We start from the raw sequence: 22,393 nt of genomic DNA, 5'->3' as shown, positions 1-22,393 counted from the left end.
GCGTCGACCATTTGTTTAGAGTAATTTTGCGTCCATGAGTGATTCGCTTGAGCGGCTATATCTGGCTGTGCTCGCGGCCAGGGACCTTGATCCCGCAATCTCGCGTACCGCGCGGCTGTTTCAGCGCGGCCCCTCCAAAATGGCGAAGAAGCTGGCCGAAGAGGCCATCGAGGTCGTGATCGATGCGGTCAACGGCGACACCGAAGCGGTGATCCGGGAAAGCGCCGACCTGCTCTACAATCTCACCGTGCTCTGGGCTTCCGCCGGCGTCCGCCCCGAAGATGTCTGGCGTGAAATGTCGCGACGGGAAGACATGCTCGGCATTGCCGAAAAGCTGCCGAAATCGTCGATGAAGCTGCCCAAGGTCGCGTCATCCCCTACCTCGGCCCGGCGTCCAATCGTCGCGATCGAGGGCCGTTCGGCACGGAAACGGCACTAAATCATCACAAACTCACGATGGACAAATCCGTCACATGGTGCTTGATCGCGGCGCCATGCTGAAACGTATCTACGATTGGTGCATCGACGCCGCCCACAAGCCCTATGCGCTCTGGATCATGGGTGCCGTGGCTTTCGCCGAAAGCTCGTTCTTTCCCGTTCCCCCGGATGTGATGCTGATCCCGATGTCACTGGCGCGCCCGCAGCGTGCCTGGGTCTATGCGGCGATCTGCACGGCGACGTCGGTGTTGGGCGGCCTGCTGGGCTATGCCATCGGCGCGCTCCTGTTCGACTCGGTCGGCCACTGGCTGATCCAGGTCTACGGCCTCGGCGACAAGGTCGATGCTTTTCGTGCCTCCTACGCCCAGTGGGGCGCGGTCATCATCCTGCTCAAGGGACTGACGCCGATCCCCTATAAGCTCGTCACCATCACCTCGGGCTTTGCCGGCTACAATCTCGTCCTTTTCATCCTGTGCTCGGTCGTCGCGCGCGGCGGACGCTTCTTCATCGTGGCGATCCTGCTCAACCGCTATGGCGACTGGATCCGCGAGCGGATCGAGAAGCATCTCGGCCTGTGGGTCGCGCTCGGCGCTGCCGTGCTGGTGCTTGGCTTCGTGGTGGCGATCAAGCTGGTCTAGGATTTGAATCGGCGGCGGCTTTGCCGCTGGGCCGGCTTCGGCTACGCTTGCCTGCATGATGGTTCGATCCGGCAATCCGGTGGTGCGGCTCGGGACGCTGAAATCAGCAGTGCTGCTGTTGCTTGCTGTCGGTGGGGCCGGATGGGCGCAATCCGCGCCGCCGTCGCTCGGCTTGCAGGAGCAGGGACCGCTGGCCGCGCCGCCGTCCTCGACGCCGGCTCCCTCGGCCCCGCCCGCGCGGGAGGAAAACCCCGGGCTGTTCAACGAAATGGGCAAGCTGTTCGACAAGCTGCCATCGATCCTGCCGCCCATCAAAAGCCCCGGCGAGACCATCAACGATCTGTCGCGCCTGGCACGGCCGGCCACCATGGTGTCGGGCCGCGCGGCCTGTCCGGTTTCGTCCAATGGCGCGCCCGACTGCAAGCCCGCCGCCGACCAGCTCTGCCAGAGCAAGGGCTACAGGGAAGGCAAGAGTCTGAACACCGACGCTGCCGAGAAGTGCTCGGCCAAAGTTCTCATTCCGGGCAGGCAACGCAAACCGGATGATTGCCGCACCGATACCGTCGTCACCAGCGCGCTGTGCCAGAACTAGGGACGTCGCGCGAGCAGCAAGGAGCGCCCATGAGCCGCACGGAGCAGGACTTCCTCGGACAACGTGAGATCGCCGACGACATCTACTACGGCGTCCAGACCATCCGGGGTAAGGAGAACTTCCACATCACCGGCATTCCGATGAACCAGGAGCCTTACTTCGTGAAGGCGCTCGGTTACGTGAAGAAGGCCGCTGCGATGGCCAACCGCGACCTGGGCGCGATCGACGCCAAGGTCGCCGATGCCATCATCCTCGGCTGCGACCGCGTCATCGCCGGCGACATGATGGACCAGTTCGTCACTGATTTTATCCAGGGCGGCGCCGGCACCTCGACCAACATGAATGCCAACGAGGTGATCGCCAATCTCGCGCTGGAATCACTCGGCTTCGTCAAGGGCGACTACCAGCACGTCAGCCCGAACGACCACGTCAATTACGGCCAGTCGACCAACGACACCTATCCGACCGCGTTTCGGCTGGCGCTGATCCTGCGGCTCGAGAGCTACATGACGGCGCTGCGCCAGCTTCAGGAGGCGTTCTTCGCCAAGGGCCGCGAATTCGATCGCGTGCTGAAGATGGGGCGCACGCATTTGCAGGATGCGGTGCCGATGTCGCTCGGCGCCGAGTTCAGGGGATGGGGCACCACGATCGGCGAGGAGGTCGACCGCATCTCGGAAGCGCGCGCGCTGCTGCGCGAGATCAATCTCGGCGCCACCGCGATCGGCACCTCTGTCACTGCCGCGGTCGGCTATCCCAAGCTCGCAGTCCGGCACCTGAGCGCGCTGACCGGGGTCGACTTCATTCTCGCCGGCGATCTCGTGGAAGCGACGTCGGACACCGGCGCCTATGTGCAGCTCTCCGGCGTGCTGAAGCGCACCGCGAGCAAGCTGACGAAAATCTGCAACGATATCCGCCTGCTGGCCTCCGGTCCGCGTGCCGGCTTCAACGAGATCAATTTGCCACAGCTCCAGCCGGGCTCCTCGATCATGCCGGGCAAGGTCAATCCCGTCATCCCCGAGGTCGTCAACCAGACGAGCTTCCTCGTCATCGGCCTCGACACCACGGTGACGCTGGCGGCGAGTGCCGGCCAGCTCCAGCTCAACGTGATGGAGCCGGTGATCTCGTTCGCGCTGTTCTTCTCGATCCGTACCATGGAGCGCGCGGTCAACAGCCTGCGCGAGAATTGCGTCGTCGGCATCACCGCCAACGAGGAGCACACCCGCAACATGGTGCTGAACTCGCTCGGCATCGTCACCGTGCTGAAGCCGCTGCTCGGCTACAAGCAATGCGCCGAGATCGCACGCGAGGGCTACAAGAGCGGCAAGTCGCTGCACCAGATCGTGGTGATCGAACGCAAGCTGCTGACGCAGGAGAAATGGGACGAGATGTTCTCGTTCGAGCGCCTGATCAATCCGGATTTGACCGGGTAGGCTCGCGCCATCCGCAAGTCTCTCCTCGTCCCCGCGAGGAGTCCTTGCGACGAAGCAATCCAGACTGTCTCTAACTGGCGCCACCAGATGGTCAAAGACGCATTTGCTGGGTTGGAAAGACACTGGATTGCTTCGCTTCGCTCACAATGACGGAGAAAGACGGATAGACTGCACGCGGTCGGAATTCCGCGCGTTGGAATTGTGGCAAGGGCGTCCGCCGCGGCGTCGCAACGCAATGCTTGACAGTGGAAAGATTGCCTTGTTGGTATGGCCCCCAACCTTCAATGCGTCCGCCAGCAAAGGATCGTTCCACCATGTCCATGCCTGCTCTGTTCAAGGGGCGCCTGTCGATCCCGGTGATCGGTTCGCCGCTCTTCATCATCTCGGTGCCCGATCTCGTGATCGCGCAGTGCAAGGCGGGCGTGGTCGGCTCGTTTCCGTCGCTGAACGCGCGCCCGCCGGAGCTGCTCGACGAATGGTTGGCGCGGATTACCGAAGAGCTCGCGGCCTATGACCGCGCCCACCCCGACAAGCCGTCGGCGCCGTTCGCGGTCAACCAGATCGTGCACAAGTCGAACAACCGGCTCGACCACGACATGCAGCTTTGCGCCAAGTACAAGGTGCCGATGATCATCTCCTCGCTCGGCGCGCGCGAGGAGCTGAACCAGGCCGTTCACCGCTGGGGCGGCATCGTCTTCCACGACGTGATCAACCAGAAGTTCGCCCGCAAGGCGATCGAGAAGGGCGCCGATGGCCTGATCCTGGTCGCGGCCGGCGCCGGCGGTCACGCCGGCACCATCTCGCCGCTCGCTTTCGTCGCCGAAACCCGCAAATGGTTCGACGGCCCGATCGCGCTGTCGGGCGCCATCGGCAACGGCAAGGCGATCCGCGCCGCGCGCATCCTCGGTGCCGACTTCGCCTATATCGGCTCGGCCTTCATCGCGACCAAGGAAGCCAACGCGGTCGAGAAGTACAAGGAGATGATCGCGGGCTCGACGGCCGACGACATTGTCTATTCCAACCTCTTCACCGGCGTGCACGGCAATTATCTGAAACCTTCGATCCTCGCAGCCGGCATGGATCCGGAGAACCTGCCGACATCGGATCCATCGAAGATGAACTTCGGTACCGATGCATCAGGCGAACGCCCCAAGCCGAAGGCCTGGAAAGAGATCTGGGGCTCGGGCCAGGGCATCGGCAGCGTCGACGGCATCGTCCCCGCCGCCGATCTGATCGCGCGCTTCAAGAAGGAATATGAGGAAGCGATCGATCCGCCGTTGTGATCGGTCTCGCAATGAGCGCCATCTACAGCGTCGACGGCAACAACGTCGTCACCAGCCCCAATGCCGCAGGGCCATGGGATCGGCGCATGCAGCACGGCTCGGCGCCATCTGCGCTGGCGGCATGGGCGGCGGAGCGCATTCCGACGCCCGTGCCGATGAACATCGCGCGTGTCAGCATCGACCTGATGCGCCCGGTGCCGGTCGGGCCGCTCACGATCGAGACGGACATCTTGCGCGAGGGCCGCAAGATCCAGCTCTGCGGGATCAAGCTGCTCGCCGGCGGCGTGCAGGTCGTTGGCGCCACCGTGCTCAAGATCAAGCAACAGTCTCAGCCGCTGCCTGATGACGTCAGGGATCCGCCGGTCGCGCTGCCGCCGCCCGAGGATTCGCTGGTCGAGGACGGGCACGGCGCGACCAGTCCGTTCGCGGGCATGGTCTCCATGCGCGCGGCGCGCGGCCGCTTCGGCCAGGCCGGCGCCGGCGCGATCTGGTTTCGGCTGGACCATCCGCTGGTTGAAGGTGAGGCGGTCTCGCAGGCCGTGCGCGCCGTGGTCGCCGCCGATTTCTCCAACGGCACCGCCTCGACGCTCGACTTCGGCGCCTGGACCTATATCAACGCCGACCTCACCGTGAGCCTTGCGCGCCAGCCGGTCGGCGATTGGATTTTGCTCGACGGTGAATCCTGGATCGGCCCTGACGGTGCAGGGCTCGCGATGTCACGCTTGGCTGATCGGCAGGGCTATTTCGGCCGCGCGATTCAGAGCCTGGTGATCGAGAAGCGGTGAAGGCACTGATCGGGGGGGCAGGCGGCGCCTCACCGGTAAAACATCGACGGCGGCACCCCGAAGTGCCGGCGGAACATTGCCGAAAATGCACTCTGGCTCGCGTAGCCGCAATCGAAGGCGACGTCGATGATCTTCTCGCCGGAGGCCAGTCGGCGCAGCGCGCGCAGCAGCCGCGCCTGCTGTCGCCATCGCGCGAAGCTCATGCCGGTCTGTTTCGCGAACAGGCGATGCACTGTCTTGGCGGTGACGCCGACGCGATCCGCCCATTGTTCGGCGGTTGAACCGTCGGACGGATCGTCGGCGATTGCCACGCAGATCGCACGAAGCCTGGCGTCATCGGGAAAGGGCAGATGCAGCGGCAGTGCGTCCGAGACGCGCAACTCGTCGAGCAGCAGCCGCATCAGGCGGCCGTCGCGGCCAGTCTCGTCGTAGTCGATCGGAATGCGCGTGGCCGCGATGATCAGCTCCCGCAGCAGCGGCGATACCGCGAGTACGCAGTTCTTTTCCGGCAGATGCGGTGATGCCTGCGATTCGACGAACACCGTCCGGATCCGCACCTGCCCCGACATGATCGTCTCGTGGTCCAGACCAGGCGCAAGCCAGACCGCCCGGTTCGGCGGTACGATCCACGTGCCCGCGGCCGAACGCACCACCATGACGCCTTCGATCGCGTAGAGCAGCTGCGCGGTCGGATGCGCGTGCACGCCGGTGGAGGCGCCATCCGGATAATCCGCTTCCATCCCCACCAGGGGGCGATGGGTCGCGTGGAAGGCAAGATGGCGCGAGGTTAGTTCGTCCAGCATGTCTCAATCTCGACAGTCACGGTCAGTCTAGAGCGATACGGACGCTCGCGGAAGCGCTACGCCCGGCTTCACCATTTCGAGCTCAACGGTTGAAACCATGGCCACCAAGCCCGCTTTCCTCTATCCGTTCTTCGCCATCGTGCTGTGGGCAGGAAACGTCATCGTCTCACGGTTGTCCGCCCACGCCATCGGCCCCGAGGCGATCACGTTCTATCGCCTCCTGCTCGCGGTCGGATTGATGAGCCTGTTCGTCGGGCGGCCTGCTTGGTGCAACCGCGCGGCCATCTGGCCGCATCTTGGCCAGTTCGCCGTCCTCGGCTTTCTGGCGATGTGCCTGTTCCAGAGCCTGTCATATCTCGCAGCCGAGACCAGCACCGCGACCAACATGGCGGTGTTCACCGCGCTGACGCCGCTGCTCACGGTGCTGCTGAGCGCGCTATTGCTGCGCGAGACGCCGACTGTGGGCCTCGTCGGGGGCGGCGTGCTGTCGCTCGCCGGCCTCGTTTATCTCGTCAGCGGCGGCGATCCGGCCGCGTTGCTGCGCAACGGCGTGCATCCGGGCGATCCCCTGATGTTCCTCGCCGCGCTGGTCTATGCGCTCTATGGCGTTCTGCTGAAGCGCTGGGATCTGCCCGTGGTTGGTTGGCAATCGACCTACATGCAGGCGCTGTGCGCGCTGGCCATCATGTTTCCGGCCTTTCTCGCCACGCCGGCGCCGATGCGCGCGCTCAATGCCGAGACGTTGCCGCTGATCGCCTATGCCGGCGGGCTTGCCTCGATCGTGCTGCCGTTCCTGTGGGTCCGCGGCGTGCAGATCCTGGGTCCCAATCGTTGTGCGATTTTCATGAATCTGCTGCCGGTGCTCACCGCGTTGGGTGCCATTCTGCTGCTCGGCGAACCCGTCCGCGCCTCCGATGTGATCGGTGGTGGTGTTGCGCTTGCCGGCGTCGGCTGCGCTGCGCTGTTTCGTCGGCCGCTATGGATGTCGAAGCCCGTGATGGGAGCGCCCGGCAATTAACCGGCAGGCTTCCGCCGCCGCGGAAGGGATGCCTAGCATCCTGCCAGTTCATAATCCGTAGAAGATCTTGATCTCCCACAGCACCACGATGATAGCCGTGATCAACGTGACCGCGGCGACTGCACTTTCCAGGGAAGCGACTCTCATGTCCCACTCCGCTTCCCCAGCCCCAGAAGCGATGTAGTTGATTCCCTGATTTGCCGGCAATCGGGCGGGCGCACGGACGCGCACTCCGTCGCGCATTGTGGTGCCGGCGCCACAACGACACCGTAATATCCCGGGTGAAAACGCTGATTGTTTCGGAGGGTTCGCGCGATGCGTGTGGTCCGAACCCGGTGCTGCAATCAGGGAGATTACCCGACCATCCGGCCCCGGCCGCTCCAAAAGCCGGCGCGCAGCACCTTCTTGTCGATCTTGCCCACACCGGTCATCGGCAGCTGCTTGACGAACTGGATCTGCTTTGGTGCATGCGCGGAGCCCTTTCGCGTCCGCACCATATTGATCAGCTCGTCCGGATCGGGCTTCGTACCCTCGCGCGGCACGACGATGGCCGTGACGGCCTCGCCCCATTTCTCGTCGGGGATTCCGACCACCGCGACCATCGCGACATCTGCATGTTGCGACAGCACGTCCTCGACCTCGCGTGGAAAGATGTTGAAGCCGCCGGTGACGATCATGTCCTTCTTGCGGTCGAGGATGAACATGTAGCCGCGTTCGTCCTGGCGCGCGATGTCACCGGTATGGACCCAGCCGTTCTTCAACGTTTCGGCGGTTATCTCCGGCCGCCTCCAGTATTTCGCCATGACATGCGGCGCGCGCACGCAGATCTCGCCGGGGTCGCCCGCCTTCACCTCCTGGTCGTCGTCGTCGAGAATCCTGACCTCGCAGGCCGCGATCGGGAAACCGCAGGACAGGAACAGCTCTGGCGTCTTGGCGTCGTGATCCCGTTTGCGCAGCACCGAGACCGGATAGCACCCGGTCTGGCCATAGAGCTGCGAGAACACCGGGCCGATGCGCTCTATGCCTTCCACCAACCGGCTCGGCGACATCGCAGAGGCGCCGTAAAGCACGAGATCGAGCGAGGAGAGATCGGTCCTGCCGAGCGCGGGATGGTCGAGCAGCACATAAATCATGGTCGGCACGAACAGCGTGAAATTGATCCGCTCGCGGGCGATCGTTGCCAGCACGGCTTCGGGATCGAAACCCCTGAGCATGTGCACGGTGCCGCCGCGCATCAGTGTCGGCAGCACCTTTGTGCCTGCGACGTGGCTGATCGGCGCGACCGTGAGATAGCGCGGGGCGTCGGGGATTTCGAAGTCGGCGAGGATCGCGCCGGCGGCGCCGGCATTCTCGCGGTGGTAGCGCAGCGCGCCCTTGGACTTGCCCGTGGTGCCGCCGGTGTAGTTCAGCGTGGAGAGATCGTCGAGACCAGCGAGGCACCGCGCGCCGGCATGTCCCGCGCTCTCGGTCGCGGCCAGCAGATCGACGCCGTAATCGGCCGGCCCCGTCGTGAAGACAGCCTTGAGCAGCGTCGCCTTCGCGGCGAGCTCGCCAGCGCCCGTAGCGTCTGCGCACAAGCCGAGGACGATGCGTAGAGCGGATCGGACATATGTTTCCTCGTTGCTTTGTCATCGGCTTCTCGCGTGCCAATGTTGTCGAGGACTCTAGCAGAGAGAGGGAGGTCTGGGTGGCATCCGATCGACTGCAACATGTTCGCGATCGTCTGAGCTTGCCGCTGATCGCGGCGCCGATGTTTCTGGTGTCAGGCGTCGAGCTCATGGTCGCGGCTTGCCGCAACGGCGTGATCGGCAGTTTTCCCACCGTGAATTGCCGCAGTACGGAACGGCTTGATGCGTGGCTCACCGAGATCGCAACGCGGTTGCGGCAGCACGAGGATCAGACCGGCCGCAGGGCCGCGCCGCTCTGCCCGAATTTGATCGTGCATCGCTCCAATGCACGGCTGGAGCAGGATCTTGCCGTGCTGCTCAATCACCGGCCCGAAATCGTCATCACGTCGGTCGGCTCGCCCGCGCCGGTGTTGCAGCCGCTGCATGATGCGGGCGCGCTGGTGCTGGCGGATGTTGCTTCCATCCGCCATGCCGAACGCGCGGCGGCGGCAGGCGCCGACGGGCTTGTGCTGCTTACCGCCGGCGCTGGTGGGCAGACCGGCTGGCTCAATCCGTTTGCCTTCGTCCGCGCGGTGCGCGCGTTCTACGACGGCATCATCGTGCTCGCCGGCGGCATCAGCGACGGCCGCGCGCTGCATGCGGCCGAAGTGCTCGGTTGCGATCTCGGCTACATGGGCACCAAATTCATCGCGACGCACGAGAGCATGGCGGACGAGCGCCACAAGCAGATGCTGGTCGACAGCACCGCCGACGACATCCTGCTCACCACCGCGTTTACGGGCCTGCAGACCAGCATGCTGACCCCGTCGATCGTGGCGGCCGGGCTTGATCCTGACGATCTGCCGGCACGCGGTGCCATCGACATCGGCAAGGACATCGACGTCGGTGCGCGTGAGAACCCGCCGCAGCGTTGGCGCGACATCTGGAGCGGCGGGCATTCGACTTCAGGCGTCGCCGGCGTGATGGCGGTCGACGAACTCGTGGCGCGGACGGTCACGGAGTACCGCGAGGCTCGCGAGCGGTAATTTTCTGCGCCCTGGTTCGGTTAATCTCGCATGGCTCCGCAAGCCGGCGCTTAACGGGAGATTAACCAACCCTCGCCAAGAATCCCCAACAGGGCCGCCAATCAGGACCGAGAGGGACAGGCGATGGATTTCGATTTTCTCAACAGCAAGACCTCGGCAACGCTGGACGAAATCCGCGTTCGCGTCGCCCATGCGCTGGCCCGCCACCCGCTGTGCCGCAATGTCCGCTTCGACATCGTCAGCGTCCCCCGGACCCGCCGGGGCGGCAATTGGACGGTGACGCTGCAGTCCGTCGAGCCGCGCGCCGTCTGGGAGGCCTCCGAGATCGTCGCCGACATCCAGGACGCCTATGATCTGGGGCTAGCTGCCTGATCTTACTTGGTATTCTGGATTCGTCGCCGCAGGCAGGGTGATTGTCGCCGCAAAGGCACACTCAAGCCTTAATTCGTTCCCTTTTGCTGGGCATCTCTAACAACAACGTGAAGCGGCCCTCCCGGAGAGACGTTTGTCCAGAGCCATCACCATCACCGTGCTGACCTGCTTGCTGGTCCTCGGTGCAGCCACCACCGCCATTCTAGGCCGTGACAGCGTGCCGAGCGCCGGTGCCGAGATGATCACGCAGGCACAGCCGCCGAAGCAGATCACCGCCAACCGCGCCGCCAAGGCGGACCGGCTGGTTCCGACACTGGCGCTGGCCTCGGCCGCGATCGAGCCCGTTCAGGTGCCGGCCGACAAGCTGTCCCAGGCGCCCGTTCTGACCGAGCCGCTGCGCCAGGCCTTTGCCGCGTCCACGCCCGCCGATTTCCCGATGCCCAAAGCTGTCGAGTCAACGGCTGTTGAGCCTAAGGCCGGCAACACCAAGGTGGCCTCGTTGGAAGCGCCTGTTGCCGCCGAGGTCACCGTCGCGCTCCACGACGCCCCGGCCAAGCCGAAGGTCGCCGCCAGGCCGCAGCCGCAAAAGACCTATTCGCTGCTCTCTGACGTGCAGATCGCCGGCATCAGGGATCGCCTGAAATTGTCGTCGTCGCAGGAATATTACTGGCCCTCGGTCGAGAGCGCGCTGCGCAACGTCGTCCGCAAGATCTCCGCGAACAAGCTCTCCAATCCGAACGGGCCGAACGTGCAGATCGATCCGAACTGCGACGAGGTCCAGCAATTGAAGTCGGCCGCTATGCCGCTGTTGTTCCAGTTGCGTGACGACCAGAAGGAAGAAGTGCGCAAGCTCGCCCGCGTCATCGGACTCGAGAAGGTCGCCGAGCAGATCTGACAGGACATTCCCTCACGGGGAACCTGTTCCATCAGGAACATCCGACAATCGTCGGGCGTTGCCCGCTCCGAAGAGGGAGTGGACCTATGCGCGCCTTGACAGCGTATTTCGTCGGCGCCGGATCGATCATTGCCGCCATCGCCATTGGTCTCGGCGGCGGCATCGTTGCCGGCAACATCATGCATCCGATCGCGCCCAAGCAGGGACCCGACACAGCCAAGGCGGCGCAACGCGCCGAAGCCGCCACGCCGGTGACGACGAATGCGCCATCGGAGCGTGTGCAATATCTCACGGGATCACAGTCGTTCGGCGCGATGATCGCCGCGCCGGCTCAGGCACAAGGCGAAGCGAAACCCGATGCCGGAACTAGTCAGGCCAGCGCTGAGCCGCCCAAGCCAACGCCTTCACCATCTCCGCAAGCAACGAAACCCGCCGAGCAGCAGGCCTCCACAGAGCCGGCATCTCCTCCCGACAATGCCTATGCGAAGGCCAGCAATTCCGACGTGAAGCGCGCCGCATCCGAACGACGGCGGGCGGAACGGCACGAGCGCTGGGCGCGCCACCGTTACGAGCAACGAGATGCCCGCGGCATGCGCGATCAGACCAATTGGGATGATGTGGCACGCAACGTCCGCGAGGATTCCAACGCGCGCGACTACGCCAGCCGGCCGCGCGGCGGCTTCCCGCAAATCCGGCTCTTTGGTCTCGATGACGACGACTAAAGGGAGACGGGATTGAGTTGGAGTCGCCGTCGCGCGTTCCGTGGCAGCCCGTTCCTCGAACGCTGCGCGCGCCCTGTCGCGTGATGTGTCGCGGCTAAAGCGTCTCCACCCGTGGCGGCGGATATCGCCGCACCAGCAGCGACAGCGGCAGGCGCCGCTCGTCCGCCGGCAGCTCCAGCCAGGCCAGCACCAGCGGCCGCTTCCAGTCACCGAGGCCGAAATCCATGTCGATCCATTTCTGCGGCTCGGGCCCGTCGAGCCCGCGGACCCAGACGAAATAGCGGGGCAGGTCGTCGGCGTCCGTGTCGGTCGTGCGTCTTCCGGCCATCACATGCTCACTGCATCGACACGCGTTCGCCGCAGGATATAGGTATTGCCGTGGCGAAGTCGAAGGTCGCCGAGCCGCCGATCGACCGGGCGCCTGGGTTTGGAGAACATGAGCGAAGCTGTGATCGATGCTTGGCGCGACGTGTTGCAGGTCGCGACGCGGCTGGCTGGCTCCCGGTTTTCAACCGGGCGATCGAAGGCCAGGGAATCATGCACGGCCTCGCGATTTTCACCCGATTGGGCACGGGGAGCCTGGCTTATCGCGAGCAGAGATGCCGCGGACGCGTCTCGCGCATTCAACCGGCAAAAACGCTTGCGCCGGTATCGGCGCTACTGACCCGTTCGCGGAACAAGCCGAAGAGTTCACGGCCGACCCCCACATGCGCCCCCGAGAGATCTGCTTGCGCATGCACTCGTGTGGCCCAGTCGCCGGGATCGACGAGCACCTCGAGCCGGCCGGCGGCGGCGTCGAGCCGAACGACGTCGCCATCGCGAATCCGTGCAATCGCGCCGCCCTCGGCTGCTTCCGGAGTGACGTGGATGGCTGCAGGAACCTTGCCGGACGCACCTGAAAGCCGCCCATCCGTCACAAGCGCGACCTTCAGGCCGCGATCCTGAAGTGAGCCAAGAGGCGGCATCAGCTTGTGCAACTCGGGCATGCCGTTGGCCTTCGGACCCTGGAATCGGACCACCGCGATAAAATCACCCACGAGTTCGCCCGCAGCGAAAGCCTTTTGCAGATCCTCCTGGGAATGGAATACGCGTGCAGGCGCCTCGATGACCTGGCGCTCGGTCGAGACCGCGGATGTCTTGATGACGGCGCGGCCGAGATTGCCCGTCAGAACCCGTAGACCGCCCGTTGTTTGGAAAGGCTCGGCGGCTCCTCGAAGCACGGCAGGATCGCCGCTGGCGACGGGGCCGTCATGCCACGTCAAGGCTCCCTCGGCATCGAGCGCCGGCTCCTGCAGGTAGGCGTCCAGTCCATCGCCGCAAACGGTTGTGACGTCGCGGTGAAGCAGCCCCTCCGCCAGCAGTTCCCGTATCAACATGCTCATCCCGCCGGCCGCGTGAAAATGATTCACGTCTGCCGAGCCATTGGGATAGATGCGCGCGAGCAGCGGGGTCACCTGCGCGAGGTCGGCGAAATCGTCCCACGTGAGGCTGAGGCCGGCCGCGGCACCCATGGCAACCAGATGCAGCGTCAGGTTGGTCGAGCCACCTGTCGCATGCAGCCCGACGATGCCGTTGACGAAAGCGCGCGCGTCAAGCATCCGGCCAATCGGGGTATATTGATTGCCGAGCGCGGTGATGTTCAACGCCCGCTTGGTGGCTGCGCGGGTCAGTGCATCGCGCAAGGGCGTGTTCGGTGTCACGAAGGATGCCCCCGGCAAATGCAGGCCCATGATTTCCATCAACATCTGGTTGGTGTTGGCCGTGCCGTAGAAAGTGCAGGTGCCCGCGCCATGATAGGCCTGCGCTTCAGCTTCCAAGAGCGCTTCGCGACCGAGCTTTCCTTCCGCGTAGGCCTGCCGGATCTTCGACTTGGCATCGTTGCCAAGGCCTGAAGTCATCGGACCGGATGGAATGAATATCGCGGGCAAATGCCCGAACGAGAGCGCGCCGATGACGAGGCCAGGCACGATCTTGTCGCAAATGCCGAGAAACACCGCAGCATCGAAGGTTTGATGCGACAGCGCGACCGCGGTGGACAAGGCGATGACGTCCCGCGAAAACAGCGAGAGCTCCATTCCCGCTTCGCCTTGCGTGATGCCGTCGCACATCGCAGGGACGCCGCCCGCGACCTGGGCAACACCACCGGCTGCGCGCGCGCTTTGACGGATCAACTCAGGGAAGCGCTCGTAGGGCTGATGGGCCGAGAGCATGTCGTTGTAGGCGGTGACAATTCCGACGCTGGGAACGTGGCCATCCTGCATCGCCTTCTTGTCGTGCGTTCCGCAAGCCGCGAAGGCGTGGGCTTGATTGGCGCATCCCAATCGCCGCCGCACCGGCGTGGTGACCGCTGCCGTGATGCGGTCGAGATAGCGTGCACGGCTGTCGTGACTGCGGCGAGCGATGCGATCCGTCACCTCGGCGACCCGCGCATTGACCCTTGCATCGATCGTCATAGAAGCCTCCTGTTCAGGAATATTCCGTCTGCAATGCCTGCCTCTGCGCCATCGGCGGATCGAGCCGAGGTCATGGACCGTCCTCCGCCCATGTTCGGCCGTCGCGTTCGATCAGCGCGACGGCGGCAGAGGGGCCCCAGCTGCCCGCGACATAGGGCCGGGGAAGCTCATTCATCTGGCCCCACGCCCGGCGGATCGGATCAATCCAGCGCCATGCTGCTTCGACCTCGTCACGGCGCATGAACAGCGTCGCGTTGCCGCGGACCACATCCATCAGGAGCCGCTCATAGGCGTCAGGCACGGAGACGTCGAAGGCTTCCGCAAAGCTCATGTCCAGCGGGGTGTATCGCAACCGCATGCCTCCCGGCCCGGGCTCCTTGACCATGAGACAGAGCTTGATCCCCTCGTCCGGCTGCAGGCGGATCACGAGTCGCGTCTGCAAGACCTTTCCCGACTCCGAATCGAAGATCGAATGCGGGACTTTGCGGAAAGTCACGACGATTTCGGAGCTGCGCTGCTGCAGCCGCTTTCCGGTGCGCAGGTAAAACGGAACGCCGGTCCAGCGCCAATTCGCAACGGCAACCTTGAGCGCCACGAAAGTCTCGGTCGTACTTTGGTGATTGGCGATCTCGTCGGCGTAGCCGGGGACAGCGACGCCGTTACACGCACCGGCGCGGTATTGACCCGGCACAGTCAAGGCCGCCGCGTTCGTCTCGTCGATTCGCTCGAGCGACTTAAGGACCTTGAGCTTCTCATCGCGCACGGCATCGGCTTCGAGCGAATACGGCGGCTCCATCGCGACAAGGCACAACAGTTGCAGGAGATGGTTCTGCACCATGTCGCGGAGAGCGCCCGACGTGTCGTAGTAGGCGCCACGTTCTTCCACGCCGATGGATTCGGCGACCGTGATCTGCACATGATCGATGTGGGCGGCGTTCCACAGCGGCTCGAACAGCGCGTTGGCAAAGCGCAGCGCCATCAGATTCTGCACGGTCTCCTTGCCGAGATAGTGATCGATCCGGTAGACGCGCTCCTCCGGGAATGTGCTGCCGATGGTTTTATTGAGCCGGATCGCGGACTCGACGTCCTTGCCGATCGGCTTCTCGATGACGATGCGAGAGTCGCCGGTTGCGAGGCCGTAACTTCCCAACCTCTCGCAGATCGGTCCGAACAGCTGCGGTGCAGTCGCTAGATAATGGACCTGAACGCGTTCGGCGTAGTGCGACAGGGCGGCTGCGAGTTCGGCCCACCCGTTTTCACCTTCTGCATCGGCGGCCATGTAGTTGAGGCGCGCAAGGAAGCGATCGAGTACGGGGCCGGTGGTTTTCGATTCCGGCACATGCTCCAAGATGGCCGCGCGCACCATTGCGAGAAATTCGTCCCGGGGCATCGGGCCGCGTGCAACGCCGAAAATGGTGGCCGCATCGGGCAGCTGGCCGGCGAAATCGCGGCGAAACAGCGCCGGTAACAGCTTGCGGCGCGCAAGATCGCCGGTCGCTCCGAAGACGGTCAGGACAAAGGGAGCAACCGGAATCACGCGGCCGGTCACGCTCGCCCGTTTCTCAATTCCAACAGATCCCATGCCGCCATCTTGCATTCGTCAGCCTCTCGGATGTGGATTCAGGCTTGCTGTGATGTCGTCCGCAGTCGGCAGATCGGCGCCACTGCGGGAAACCGTGACTGCGGCGGCGATCGTCGCATAAGCGAGCAGGTCGCGGATGTCCGGCAGTTCGAGCGTCGCGATCGCCTCAGGATGGAGCCTTCCGGTCTTGGCGAGCTGCGCGAGCAGCGCGGCGTGGAAAGTATCGCCGGCGCCGACGGTGTCACGCACGACGACATGACGACCCGGCACGGAAACGCTGCCCGCGGCGGAAAACGCGGTCGCGCCCTTCGCTCCCTCTGTAACGACCACAAGGCGCGCCCCGCAGCTGAGCCAGTAAGTGGCGGCGTCGGCGATTGACACGCGACCGCCCCACGCAACGCGGATGTCCTCGTCACTCGCCTTGATCATCGTGGCCGTCCGGTAGAAGCGTTCCGCAGCGACGGCCCAGCGTTGCAGATTGCCAACGACGCTCAAACGCAGGTTCGGATCGACGCTGATGACGCGACGCCCCTGCTCGCGTTGGGCGAGCGCGGCATATGCGGTGCCGACCGGTTCGACCGCCATGCAATAGGAGCCGAAGGTCAAGGCTCGAATGTCGTCCGGCAGCACCGCGGGCAGATCAGCAGGTTGAAGCGAACGATCCGCCGCGCCCTCGCCATGGAACGCGTAGTTTGGCTGACCGTCATCGGCAGTCGCCACGACCGAAATCGTGGACAGCCGGTCGGTGCGGACGACAAAGCGATCGTCGACTCCTTCGCGTACGAGGGCCTCTGCGAGGAACACGCCGAATCGATCGCGCGAGATGCCACCGAGAAAAGCCGTTCGAACGCCAAGCCGGGCCAGGCCAACGGCGACGTTGAACGGAGAGCCTCCGGCAACGGCGCGGGCCGACATTTCCGTTGCCTCGGGTGCCTTCACGAACAGGTCGATGAGTGCTTCGCCGCAAACGAGAATCACGATGCTGCTCACTCCTTGAAGAGCACGTCGTAGTCGCGGGCGAATGCCGCGAGCAACGGCAAGGCCGCGCCGCCAATCGCGCGCGCATCACGCCCGATCGAGCCTTCGACCACCACGGCATCGGTGAGGCCCTGACGATCCATGTCGACCCAATATGCGTTTGTGCGCGCAACGAGCCGTCGACGCACATCGAGCGGAAAGGCCCCGTCGATGATGACGGCTTCGAAGTCGATAACGGCCAGCAATGCGGCGGTCGCTTGTGCCAGCGCCTGGGCAGCTTCGGCAATCCAGCCTTCCAGCGGTTCATCGAAGCTCGACCAGTCGTCGGGCGACAGCCAGATATCCGTGCTCTGGCGGCCCGCAGCGATCAGACGTCGCTCCAGCCGGTAGATGGAGGCGGTGCGGATCAGCTGTTGAAGGCTTGCCGCGCCATTGTCCTCGCGCCGCATGATCGGCATCGAGCCAAGCGCGCCGGCATTGCCGCTGCGGCCGGGGAAGAGGCTGCCGTTGAGAGCGATGCCGCCGCCGACGAATGCGCCGATATAGAAATATGCGAAGTCGCGATAAGCAGCCCCGGCACCGAAGTTGAGTTCCGCCGCACATGCCGACGTTGCGTCGTTGCAGACGCGCACCGGCCAGGGGGCGAAGCGGCGCGAAAGCTCGGCGGCAACGTTGAAGTTCCGCCATTTGCCGAGCAGGCCCGGCGGCGTTTGCAAATCCGCTTCCCAATTCCACAACTCAAAGGGCATCGCGACGCCGATGCCGCTAATTCTGCGTTGCTGGGATTCAGGCAGTTCGTTGAGCAGACCCGGCATCTCGCGTTCTACAAACGCAACGATGTCTTCAGGGAGAGGAAAGGAATAAATCATGCGGCGCCTGGCGCGAATTCCGGCAGTGAAATCCATCAAGACCAGATCAGAACTGCGCCGGCCGATCATCAGACCGACTCCGAAGGCACCGTCCGGGTTGAGCGAATAAGGCACGGAAGGTTGTCCGATGCGCCCTCGCTGCGGCTCGCCCGCGAGCAGCAGGCCATCAGCCTCCAGCCGGTTGATGATCACCGTTGTGGTCTGAGTGGACAGACCGGTCATGCGCGCGATCTCGACCTTGGCGAGACCGCGGTGGCGCCGAATAAGCGAAAGGATCAGGCGCTCGTTGTAAAGTCTCACGCCCGACTGGGTCGTGCCGCGGCTCTCGCCCGACGAGACTGCCTGTGGATTCCCCGCAACCGATCCCGTTTTGTCCATCCGCGGCCTCCAAACTCCGTGTTCTCGCTGTGCGGTGGTCTTATGGCCGATCCCAAGCGGTTTCTCCTGACATGAACCCAGAATGGACGCCTGTCAATTAATAAGTCGGGATGATTTATTTATTGACACGCGCGTTCCCGTGCTTCTAGGATCGTCAGAACGCGGTCCCGGCCGCGCCCAACAAAGTGTTCCAGGGAAGGGAAACAATGCGTCAGTCAATCAGTCTCGTCGCTGCGCTCGCGCTTACTCTCGGCGCCGGTAGCGCTCATGCGGCCGACAAGCCGATCGTCGGCCTGATCACCAAGACGAATACGAATCCATTCTTCGTGAAGATGAAGGCCGGCGCCGAAGAGGCGGCGAAGTCCAACGACGTCGAGCTGCGCTCCTTCGCCGGAAAGGTCGATGGCGACAATGAGAGCCAGGTCGCAGCGATCGAGAACCTGATCGCGGCCGGCGCCAAGGGCATCCTGATCACGCCGAACGATTCCCGCGCCATCGTGCCGGCCGTGGAGAAGGCGCGCGCTGCGGGCATCGTGGTCATTGCTCTCGATACCCCGCTCGATCCCGCGAATGCTGCGGACGCAACCTTCGCCACCGACAATTTCCTGGCCGGCCAGATGATCGGGCAGTGGGCTGCCAAGATGCTGGGAGCCAAGGCGGCATCCGCCAAGATCGCGCTGTTGGACCTCAACGTGAACCAGATCTCGGTGGACGTCGCCCGCGATCAGGGCTTCCTCAAGGGCTTCGGTATCGATCTCGGCAATCCCGCCAAGATCGGTGACGAGAAGGATGCGCGCATCGTTGGACATGATGTGACGCTCGGCAGCGAGGAGGGCGGCCGCAAGGCGATGGAGAACCTGCTGCAGAAGGAGCCGGGCATCTCGCTGGTCTACACCATCAACGAGCCGGCGGCTGCGGGTGCTTACGAGGCGCTGCGTTCGGTCGGCCGCGACAAGGACGTGCTGATCGTGTCCGTGGACGGCGGCTGTCCCGGCGTGCGCAATGTGAAGGACGGCGTGATCGGCGCCACCTCCATGCAGTTTCCGTTGCTGATGGCTGCGAAGGGCGTCGAGGCGGTGAAGGTCTACGCCACGGGCGGCGGCAAACCCAAGCCGTCGCCTGGTCTGGACTTCTTCAACACCGGCGTCGAACTCGTCACCGACAAGCCGGCCGGCGAACTTCCGTCGATCGACAGCACGGCAGCACTGAACAAGTGCTGGGGCTGATCGCCAAAGCGTCCCCGACACGGACAGGCGCCCGGAGGGCGGGCGCCTGAGAATGCCGCAAACGTCCGCTCCGAAGCTGGCTCGGTACGCAATGAGGAAACCGGTGATGACCGAAATCGGAAATGCCCACCCTGGTGGTCAGGCTTTCGAGCTCGTGCTCGACAAGAGCGAAAACCGCGTGGCCGAATTCGAGGTCCGTGCGAGATCGCCGCTGCAGAAACTGCAGCACCTTCTCCACGCCAATCCCACGGCGGTCCCGGCGATCGTGCTCCTGCTCAGCGTTGCGGTGTTCGGATTGATCGTCGGGCCGCGCTTTCTGTCGCTGTTCAATCTGTCGCTGATCATTCAGCAGGTGACGATCATCGGCGTGATCGGGGTTGCCCAGACGCTGATCATCATCACCGCAGGCATCGATCTGTCGGTCGGCGCCGTCATGGTGCTGTGCTCCGTGATCATGGGCAAGCTTGCGATCGCAATGGGGCTCGCGGCGCCGCTGGCGCTGCTGATCGGTCTTGCCGTGGGCGCGGGCTGCGGGGCGATGAACGGCGTGCTGGTGACGCGCCTCAAGCTGCCGCCCTTTATCGTCACGCTTGGGACCTGGTCGATCTTCTTCGCCCTCAATCTCTGGTACTCGGCGTCCGAGACCATCCGCTCGCAGGACGTGGCGAAAGCCGCCCCGCTGCTGCAGGCACTCGGAACGCCGGTGGATGTGTTCGGCGCGCGCTTCACCTACGGCTCATTCTTCATGCTGGGGCTGGTTGGGTTCATTTGGTTCGTGCTCAACCGCACTGCCTTCGGACGTCACCTCTACGCGGTGGGTGACGATCCCGATGCGGCGCGGCTGGCCGGTATCCGGACCGGCCGTATCCTCTTCGCCGTCTATGTGATCGCCGGCATGATCTGCGCGCTCGGCGCCTGGGCGCTGATCGGGCGCATCGGCTCGATCAGCCCGCAAGCCGGCCAGACCGCCAATCTCGACAGCATCACGGCCGTGGTGGTCGGCGGCGCCAGCCTGTTCGGCGGCCGCGGTTCGATCATCGGCACGCTGATCGGCGCCCTGATCGTCGGCGTATTCCGCAACGGGCTCGCGCTGTCGGATGTCGACGTGCTCTGGCAGGAATTCGCAGTCGGCTGGCTGATCATCGTCGCCGTGGCCCTCGATCAATGGATTCGCAAGGTGTCGGCATGAGCATTGAAACCAGCACTCCCCAGCCGGTTCTGCAAGCGCGCGGTCTCGTCAAGCGCTATGGTCGTGTGACCGCGCTCGATGATGCCGATTTCGATCTCTACCCCGGTGAAATCCTCGCCGTCATTGGAGATAACGGCGCGGGAAAATCCTCGCTGATCCGCGCGCTGTCCGGAGCGCTCGTTCCCAATGCGGGCGAGATCAGGCTCGAAGGCAAGCCCGTCGCGTTCCGCTCGCCTCTCGATGCGCAGGCTGCAGGCATCGAGACGGTTTATCAGACGTTGGCGCTGTCTCCGAGTCTGTCGATCGCCGACAACATGTTTCTCGGGCGCGAATTGCGTCGCACGGGACCACTCGGCACGGTCTGCCGCATGCTCGATCGCAGAGCCATGCAGCGCATAGCCCGCGAGAAGCTCACGGAGCTTGGCCTCATGACGGTGCAGAACATCAATCAGCGCGTCGAGACGCTATCGGGCGGGCAGCGCCAGGGCGTAGCGGTGGCAAGGGCTGCGGCCTTCGGCTCGCGCGTGGTGATCCTGGACGAACCGACTGCGGCGCTCGGGGTCAAGGAATCCCGTCGTGTGCTCGAACTGATCCTCGACGTGCGGCGGCGAGGTTTGTCGGTCGTCCTGATCAGCCATAACATGCCGCACGTGTTCGAGATCGCCGATCGTATCCACATCCATCGGCTCGGCCGGCGGCTCACTGTGATCGATCCAAAGTCCTATACGATGTCGGATGCCGTCGCCTTCATGACCGGCGCGCGCGCGCCGGCCGAAGCGGCAGCCTGATGTGTGACTTCTGACTTCCGGCCGGCGACGCCTACGCCTTCAGGTGCATTCGCGCAAAGTTCGCAGCCTCCTCGATCGAGGCCATGCCCTCGCCGGGCATCGGTGCGAAGAGCTGACAGCAATGGCACATCCCGTCCCAGACCTTGAGCTCTGCGGCGGCGCCGCGATCGGCACCATGGAGATCAGCCCCGCACGGAGCTTCGCCTCAGAGTCTCAGCTCAACGCGTGACCGGCTAGCCCGTACACCCACGGCTCGTTTTCCTTTCGGTTCAGGAATCGCCGACCCTTAGACATCGTTGTGACGGTCTCGGCTATCCCGAGGCGGCTCTGTTGAAGGAAGTCGGCAAACAGACCTGTCTGCTCCCGCGTATCGACGCGGACGAATTGCCCCGCGAGATCTTTGAGATGCACCGCCGTGAGATGGATCGCATCACAATCATTGCTGGCGATGATGGGGCCGATCACATGACCGCGCCCGAATTCGCGCTTCATGGAAAACCCGACGGCCTCCCCGCCGCGGCGCAAAACCGAGATTGAGGCACCTTCAGAAAGCAATGCGAGCACCTTCTGCCGGTTAGTTCCGAACGCGCGCTCATCCAGTGCCGCGATCTCTGCGATGTTCGCAGCGGAAAGCGAGCTCAATTCACCGGCCAGAGCCGGCACCGGCGGAGGGGGTGAGACGACGTCGCCTTGCCACTGATACACGGTGGCTTCCTTCGTGAACCCCAGCGACAGATACAGATGATAGGCGGCATGGGTTGAATTGAGGGTCAAATTCCGATCGCCACACCGCTCGAAAACCTTGCTCCATGAGCCAGCGGCCGGTTCCTTGTGCCTGGGTTCGGGGCGATGTGATCACCAGGCCGATGGTCGCGAATTCCTGGCCACAAGGGAACCACATCGCGCTGCCGAACACGCGCCCTATGCCATCAACGGCGACGATGCCATGACCGATGCGGCGCAAAAAGTCCCAATCCTTGGGTCGATGCGGCCAGCCGACACCGATCGAAAGCGCGTGGAGGAGCTTCACATCAACGTCGTCGATGTCCTTGGCCGCCAGTTCAAAGGACTTCACGCGTACCGTTCGTCCCATTCAGCTCATCCGTTCCTTGCGGCAACACGCTTTCGGCCTATCGCCCTCGCCGGCCTTCTGCTGCGTGCTGCACAAGCCCGTTTTGCAGCAGCATAACGCGGAAGGCCAGCAGGTTTCGCCTGTTTGGCAGGCGGTATTCGGAATGTTCCGCCGCCAGCGCAAGTCGATTCAGCAGGGAAAGCTCCTGGTTGCGGCCTATCGATATCCG

Annotated in this window: 21 protein-coding genes and 2 pseudogenes; 15 read left to right on the top strand and 8 right to left on the bottom strand. The window is 64.1% G+C overall.

Annotated features, from left to right (window positions below; genetic code table 11):
• Positions 1 to 34 precede the first annotated feature (34 nt).
• The 6 genes from hisE (at position 35) to ACVWZ4_RS08410 (ending at position 5,166) form a co-directional block, all read left to right on the top strand.
• Positions 35 to 439, top strand: a complete 405-nt coding sequence (hisE, locus tag ACVWZ4_RS08435) for a phosphoribosyl-ATP diphosphatase (RefSeq protein WP_456736360.1) — start codon at positions 35 to 37, stop codon at positions 437 to 439.
• 34 nt (positions 440 to 473) lie between these two features.
• On the top strand, positions 474 to 1,076 hold the full coding sequence (locus tag ACVWZ4_RS08430) for a YqaA family protein (protein ID WP_456740073.1): 603 nt from the start codon (positions 474 to 476) through the stop codon (positions 1,074 to 1,076).
• Positions 1,077 to 1,131: 55 nt separating this feature from the next.
• A complete protein-coding gene (locus tag ACVWZ4_RS08425; protein ID WP_456740072.1) occupies positions 1,132 to 1,668 on the top strand; it encodes a hypothetical protein in 537 nt (178 codons plus the stop codon).
• A 29-nt stretch (positions 1,669 to 1,697) separates the two neighbouring features.
• The gene (locus ACVWZ4_RS08420; RefSeq protein ID WP_456701094.1) at positions 1,698 to 3,098 is read left to right on the top strand and encodes an aspartate ammonia-lyase; all 1,401 of its coding nucleotides are present in this window, start codon (positions 1,698 to 1,700) and stop codon (positions 3,096 to 3,098) included.
• Positions 3,099 to 3,412: 314 nt separating this feature from the next.
• Positions 3,413 to 4,381, top strand: coding sequence for an NAD(P)H-dependent flavin oxidoreductase (locus tag ACVWZ4_RS08415; protein WP_456701095.1), 969 nt, complete (start codon positions 3,413 to 3,415; stop codon positions 4,379 to 4,381).
• 11 nt (positions 4,382 to 4,392) lie between these two features.
• Complete coding sequence (locus tag ACVWZ4_RS08410; protein WP_456701096.1) at positions 4,393 to 5,166, top strand: thioesterase family protein; 774 nt, start codon at positions 4,393 to 4,395, stop codon at positions 5,164 to 5,166.
• Positions 5,167 to 5,195: 29 nt separating this feature from the next.
• On the opposite strand, the gene ACVWZ4_RS08405 is transcribed toward ACVWZ4_RS08410, so the two are convergent.
• Positions 5,196 to 5,969 (bottom strand): AraC family transcriptional regulator, encoded by a 774-nt coding sequence (locus tag ACVWZ4_RS08405; protein ID WP_456740071.1) that lies wholly within the window; start codon positions 5,967 to 5,969, stop codon positions 5,196 to 5,198.
• Positions 5,970 to 6,066: 97 nt separating this feature from the next.
• Here ACVWZ4_RS08405 and ACVWZ4_RS08400 point away from each other — a divergent pair, with 97 nt between their 5' ends.
• A complete protein-coding gene (locus ACVWZ4_RS08400; RefSeq protein ID WP_456701098.1) occupies positions 6,067 to 6,987 on the top strand; it encodes a DMT family transporter in 921 nt (306 codons plus the stop codon).
• Between the two features lie 353 nt (positions 6,988 to 7,340).
• Here ACVWZ4_RS08400 and ACVWZ4_RS08395 read toward each other — a convergent pair.
• Positions 7,341 to 8,564, bottom strand: a pseudogene (locus tag ACVWZ4_RS08395) (AMP-binding protein); the annotation flags it as partial.
• A gap of 110 nt (positions 8,565 to 8,674) precedes the next feature.
• Between ACVWZ4_RS08395 and ACVWZ4_RS08390 the strand changes: the two are divergent.
• From ACVWZ4_RS08390 to ACVWZ4_RS08375, 4 genes are all read left to right on the top strand, one after another.
• Entirely contained in the window at positions 8,675 to 9,640 is a 966-nt protein-coding gene (locus ACVWZ4_RS08390; RefSeq protein ID WP_456740070.1) for an NAD(P)H-dependent flavin oxidoreductase, read from the top strand.
• 123 nt (positions 9,641 to 9,763) lie between these two features.
• Positions 9,764 to 10,012, top strand: coding sequence for a hypothetical protein (locus ACVWZ4_RS08385; protein WP_456740069.1), 249 nt, complete (start codon positions 9,764 to 9,766; stop codon positions 10,010 to 10,012).
• A gap of 133 nt (positions 10,013 to 10,145) precedes the next feature.
• The gene (locus ACVWZ4_RS08380; protein WP_456701100.1) at positions 10,146 to 10,907 is read left to right on the top strand and encodes a hypothetical protein; all 762 of its coding nucleotides are present in this window, start codon (positions 10,146 to 10,148) and stop codon (positions 10,905 to 10,907) included.
• An 86-nt stretch (positions 10,908 to 10,993) separates the two neighbouring features.
• Positions 10,994 to 11,629, top strand: a complete 636-nt coding sequence (locus ACVWZ4_RS08375) for a hypothetical protein (RefSeq protein ID WP_456701101.1) — start codon at positions 10,994 to 10,996, stop codon at positions 11,627 to 11,629.
• A gap of 94 nt (positions 11,630 to 11,723) precedes the next feature.
• On the opposite strand, the gene ACVWZ4_RS08370 is transcribed toward ACVWZ4_RS08375, so the two are convergent.
• From ACVWZ4_RS08370 to ACVWZ4_RS08350, 5 genes are all read right to left on the bottom strand, one after another.
• Positions 11,724 to 11,957: a hypothetical protein gene (locus ACVWZ4_RS08370; RefSeq protein WP_456736356.1), complete on the bottom strand. Its 234-nt coding sequence runs from the start codon at positions 11,955 to 11,957 to the stop codon at positions 11,724 to 11,726.
• Between the two features lie 295 nt (positions 11,958 to 12,252).
• Positions 12,253 to 14,082, bottom strand: coding sequence for a phosphogluconate dehydratase (edd, locus tag ACVWZ4_RS08365; RefSeq protein WP_456740068.1), 1,830 nt, complete (start codon positions 14,080 to 14,082; stop codon positions 12,253 to 12,255).
• Between the two features lie 70 nt (positions 14,083 to 14,152).
• Positions 14,153 to 15,631 carry a glucose-6-phosphate dehydrogenase gene (zwf, locus tag ACVWZ4_RS08360; protein WP_456705143.1) on the bottom strand — a complete coding sequence of 493 codons (1,479 nt, stop codon included), beginning with the start codon at positions 15,629 to 15,631 and terminating at the stop codon, positions 14,153 to 14,155.
• A 51-nt stretch (positions 15,632 to 15,682) separates the two neighbouring features.
• Positions 15,683 to 16,642 (bottom strand): carbohydrate kinase family protein, encoded by a 960-nt coding sequence (locus tag ACVWZ4_RS08355; RefSeq protein ID WP_456740067.1) that lies wholly within the window; start codon positions 16,640 to 16,642, stop codon positions 15,683 to 15,685.
• An 8-nt stretch (positions 16,643 to 16,650) separates the two neighbouring features.
• Positions 16,651 to 17,889: an ROK family transcriptional regulator gene (locus ACVWZ4_RS08350; protein WP_456701105.1), complete on the bottom strand. Its 1,239-nt coding sequence runs from the start codon at positions 17,887 to 17,889 to the stop codon at positions 16,651 to 16,653.
• A 206-nt stretch (positions 17,890 to 18,095) separates the two neighbouring features.
• On the opposite strand from ACVWZ4_RS08350, the gene ACVWZ4_RS08345 reads away from it, so the two are divergent.
• The 3 genes from ACVWZ4_RS08345 to ACVWZ4_RS08335 all read left to right on the top strand — a co-directional run bounded on the left by ACVWZ4_RS08345 (position 18,096) and on the right by ACVWZ4_RS08335 (position 21,092).
• Complete coding sequence (locus ACVWZ4_RS08345; protein WP_456701106.1) at positions 18,096 to 19,115, top strand: substrate-binding domain-containing protein; 1,020 nt, start codon at positions 18,096 to 18,098, stop codon at positions 19,113 to 19,115.
• Between the two features lie 106 nt (positions 19,116 to 19,221).
• Positions 19,222 to 20,304 carry an ABC transporter permease gene (locus ACVWZ4_RS08340; protein WP_456740066.1) on the top strand — a complete coding sequence of 361 codons (1,083 nt, stop codon included), beginning with the start codon at positions 19,222 to 19,224 and terminating at the stop codon, positions 20,302 to 20,304.
• Entirely contained in the window at positions 20,280 to 21,092 is an 813-nt protein-coding gene (locus ACVWZ4_RS08335) for an ATP-binding cassette domain-containing protein (protein WP_456701108.1), read from the top strand. Before ACVWZ4_RS08340 ends, ACVWZ4_RS08335 begins: the two co-directional genes overlap by 25 nt.
• A gap of 213 nt (positions 21,093 to 21,305) precedes the next feature.
• Here the strand turns inward: ACVWZ4_RS08335 and ACVWZ4_RS08330 are convergent.
• A pseudogene (locus ACVWZ4_RS08330) lies at positions 21,306 to 22,122 on the bottom strand (GNAT family N-acetyltransferase).
• Here ACVWZ4_RS08330 and ACVWZ4_RS08325 point away from each other — a divergent pair.
• Positions 22,039 to 22,281, top strand: coding sequence for a hypothetical protein (locus tag ACVWZ4_RS08325; protein WP_456790517.1), 243 nt, complete (start codon positions 22,039 to 22,041; stop codon positions 22,279 to 22,281). The pseudogene ACVWZ4_RS08330 and the gene ACVWZ4_RS08325 sit on opposite strands and share 84 nt — an antisense overlap.
• The last annotated feature ends 112 nt before the right edge of the window (positions 22,282 to 22,393 follow it).

This window comes from Bradyrhizobium sp. USDA 4472 (genome assembly GCF_054058595.1).
Note: the sequence above shows the minus strand (reverse complement) of the source record. Positions and strands in the feature narration are given on the sequence as shown.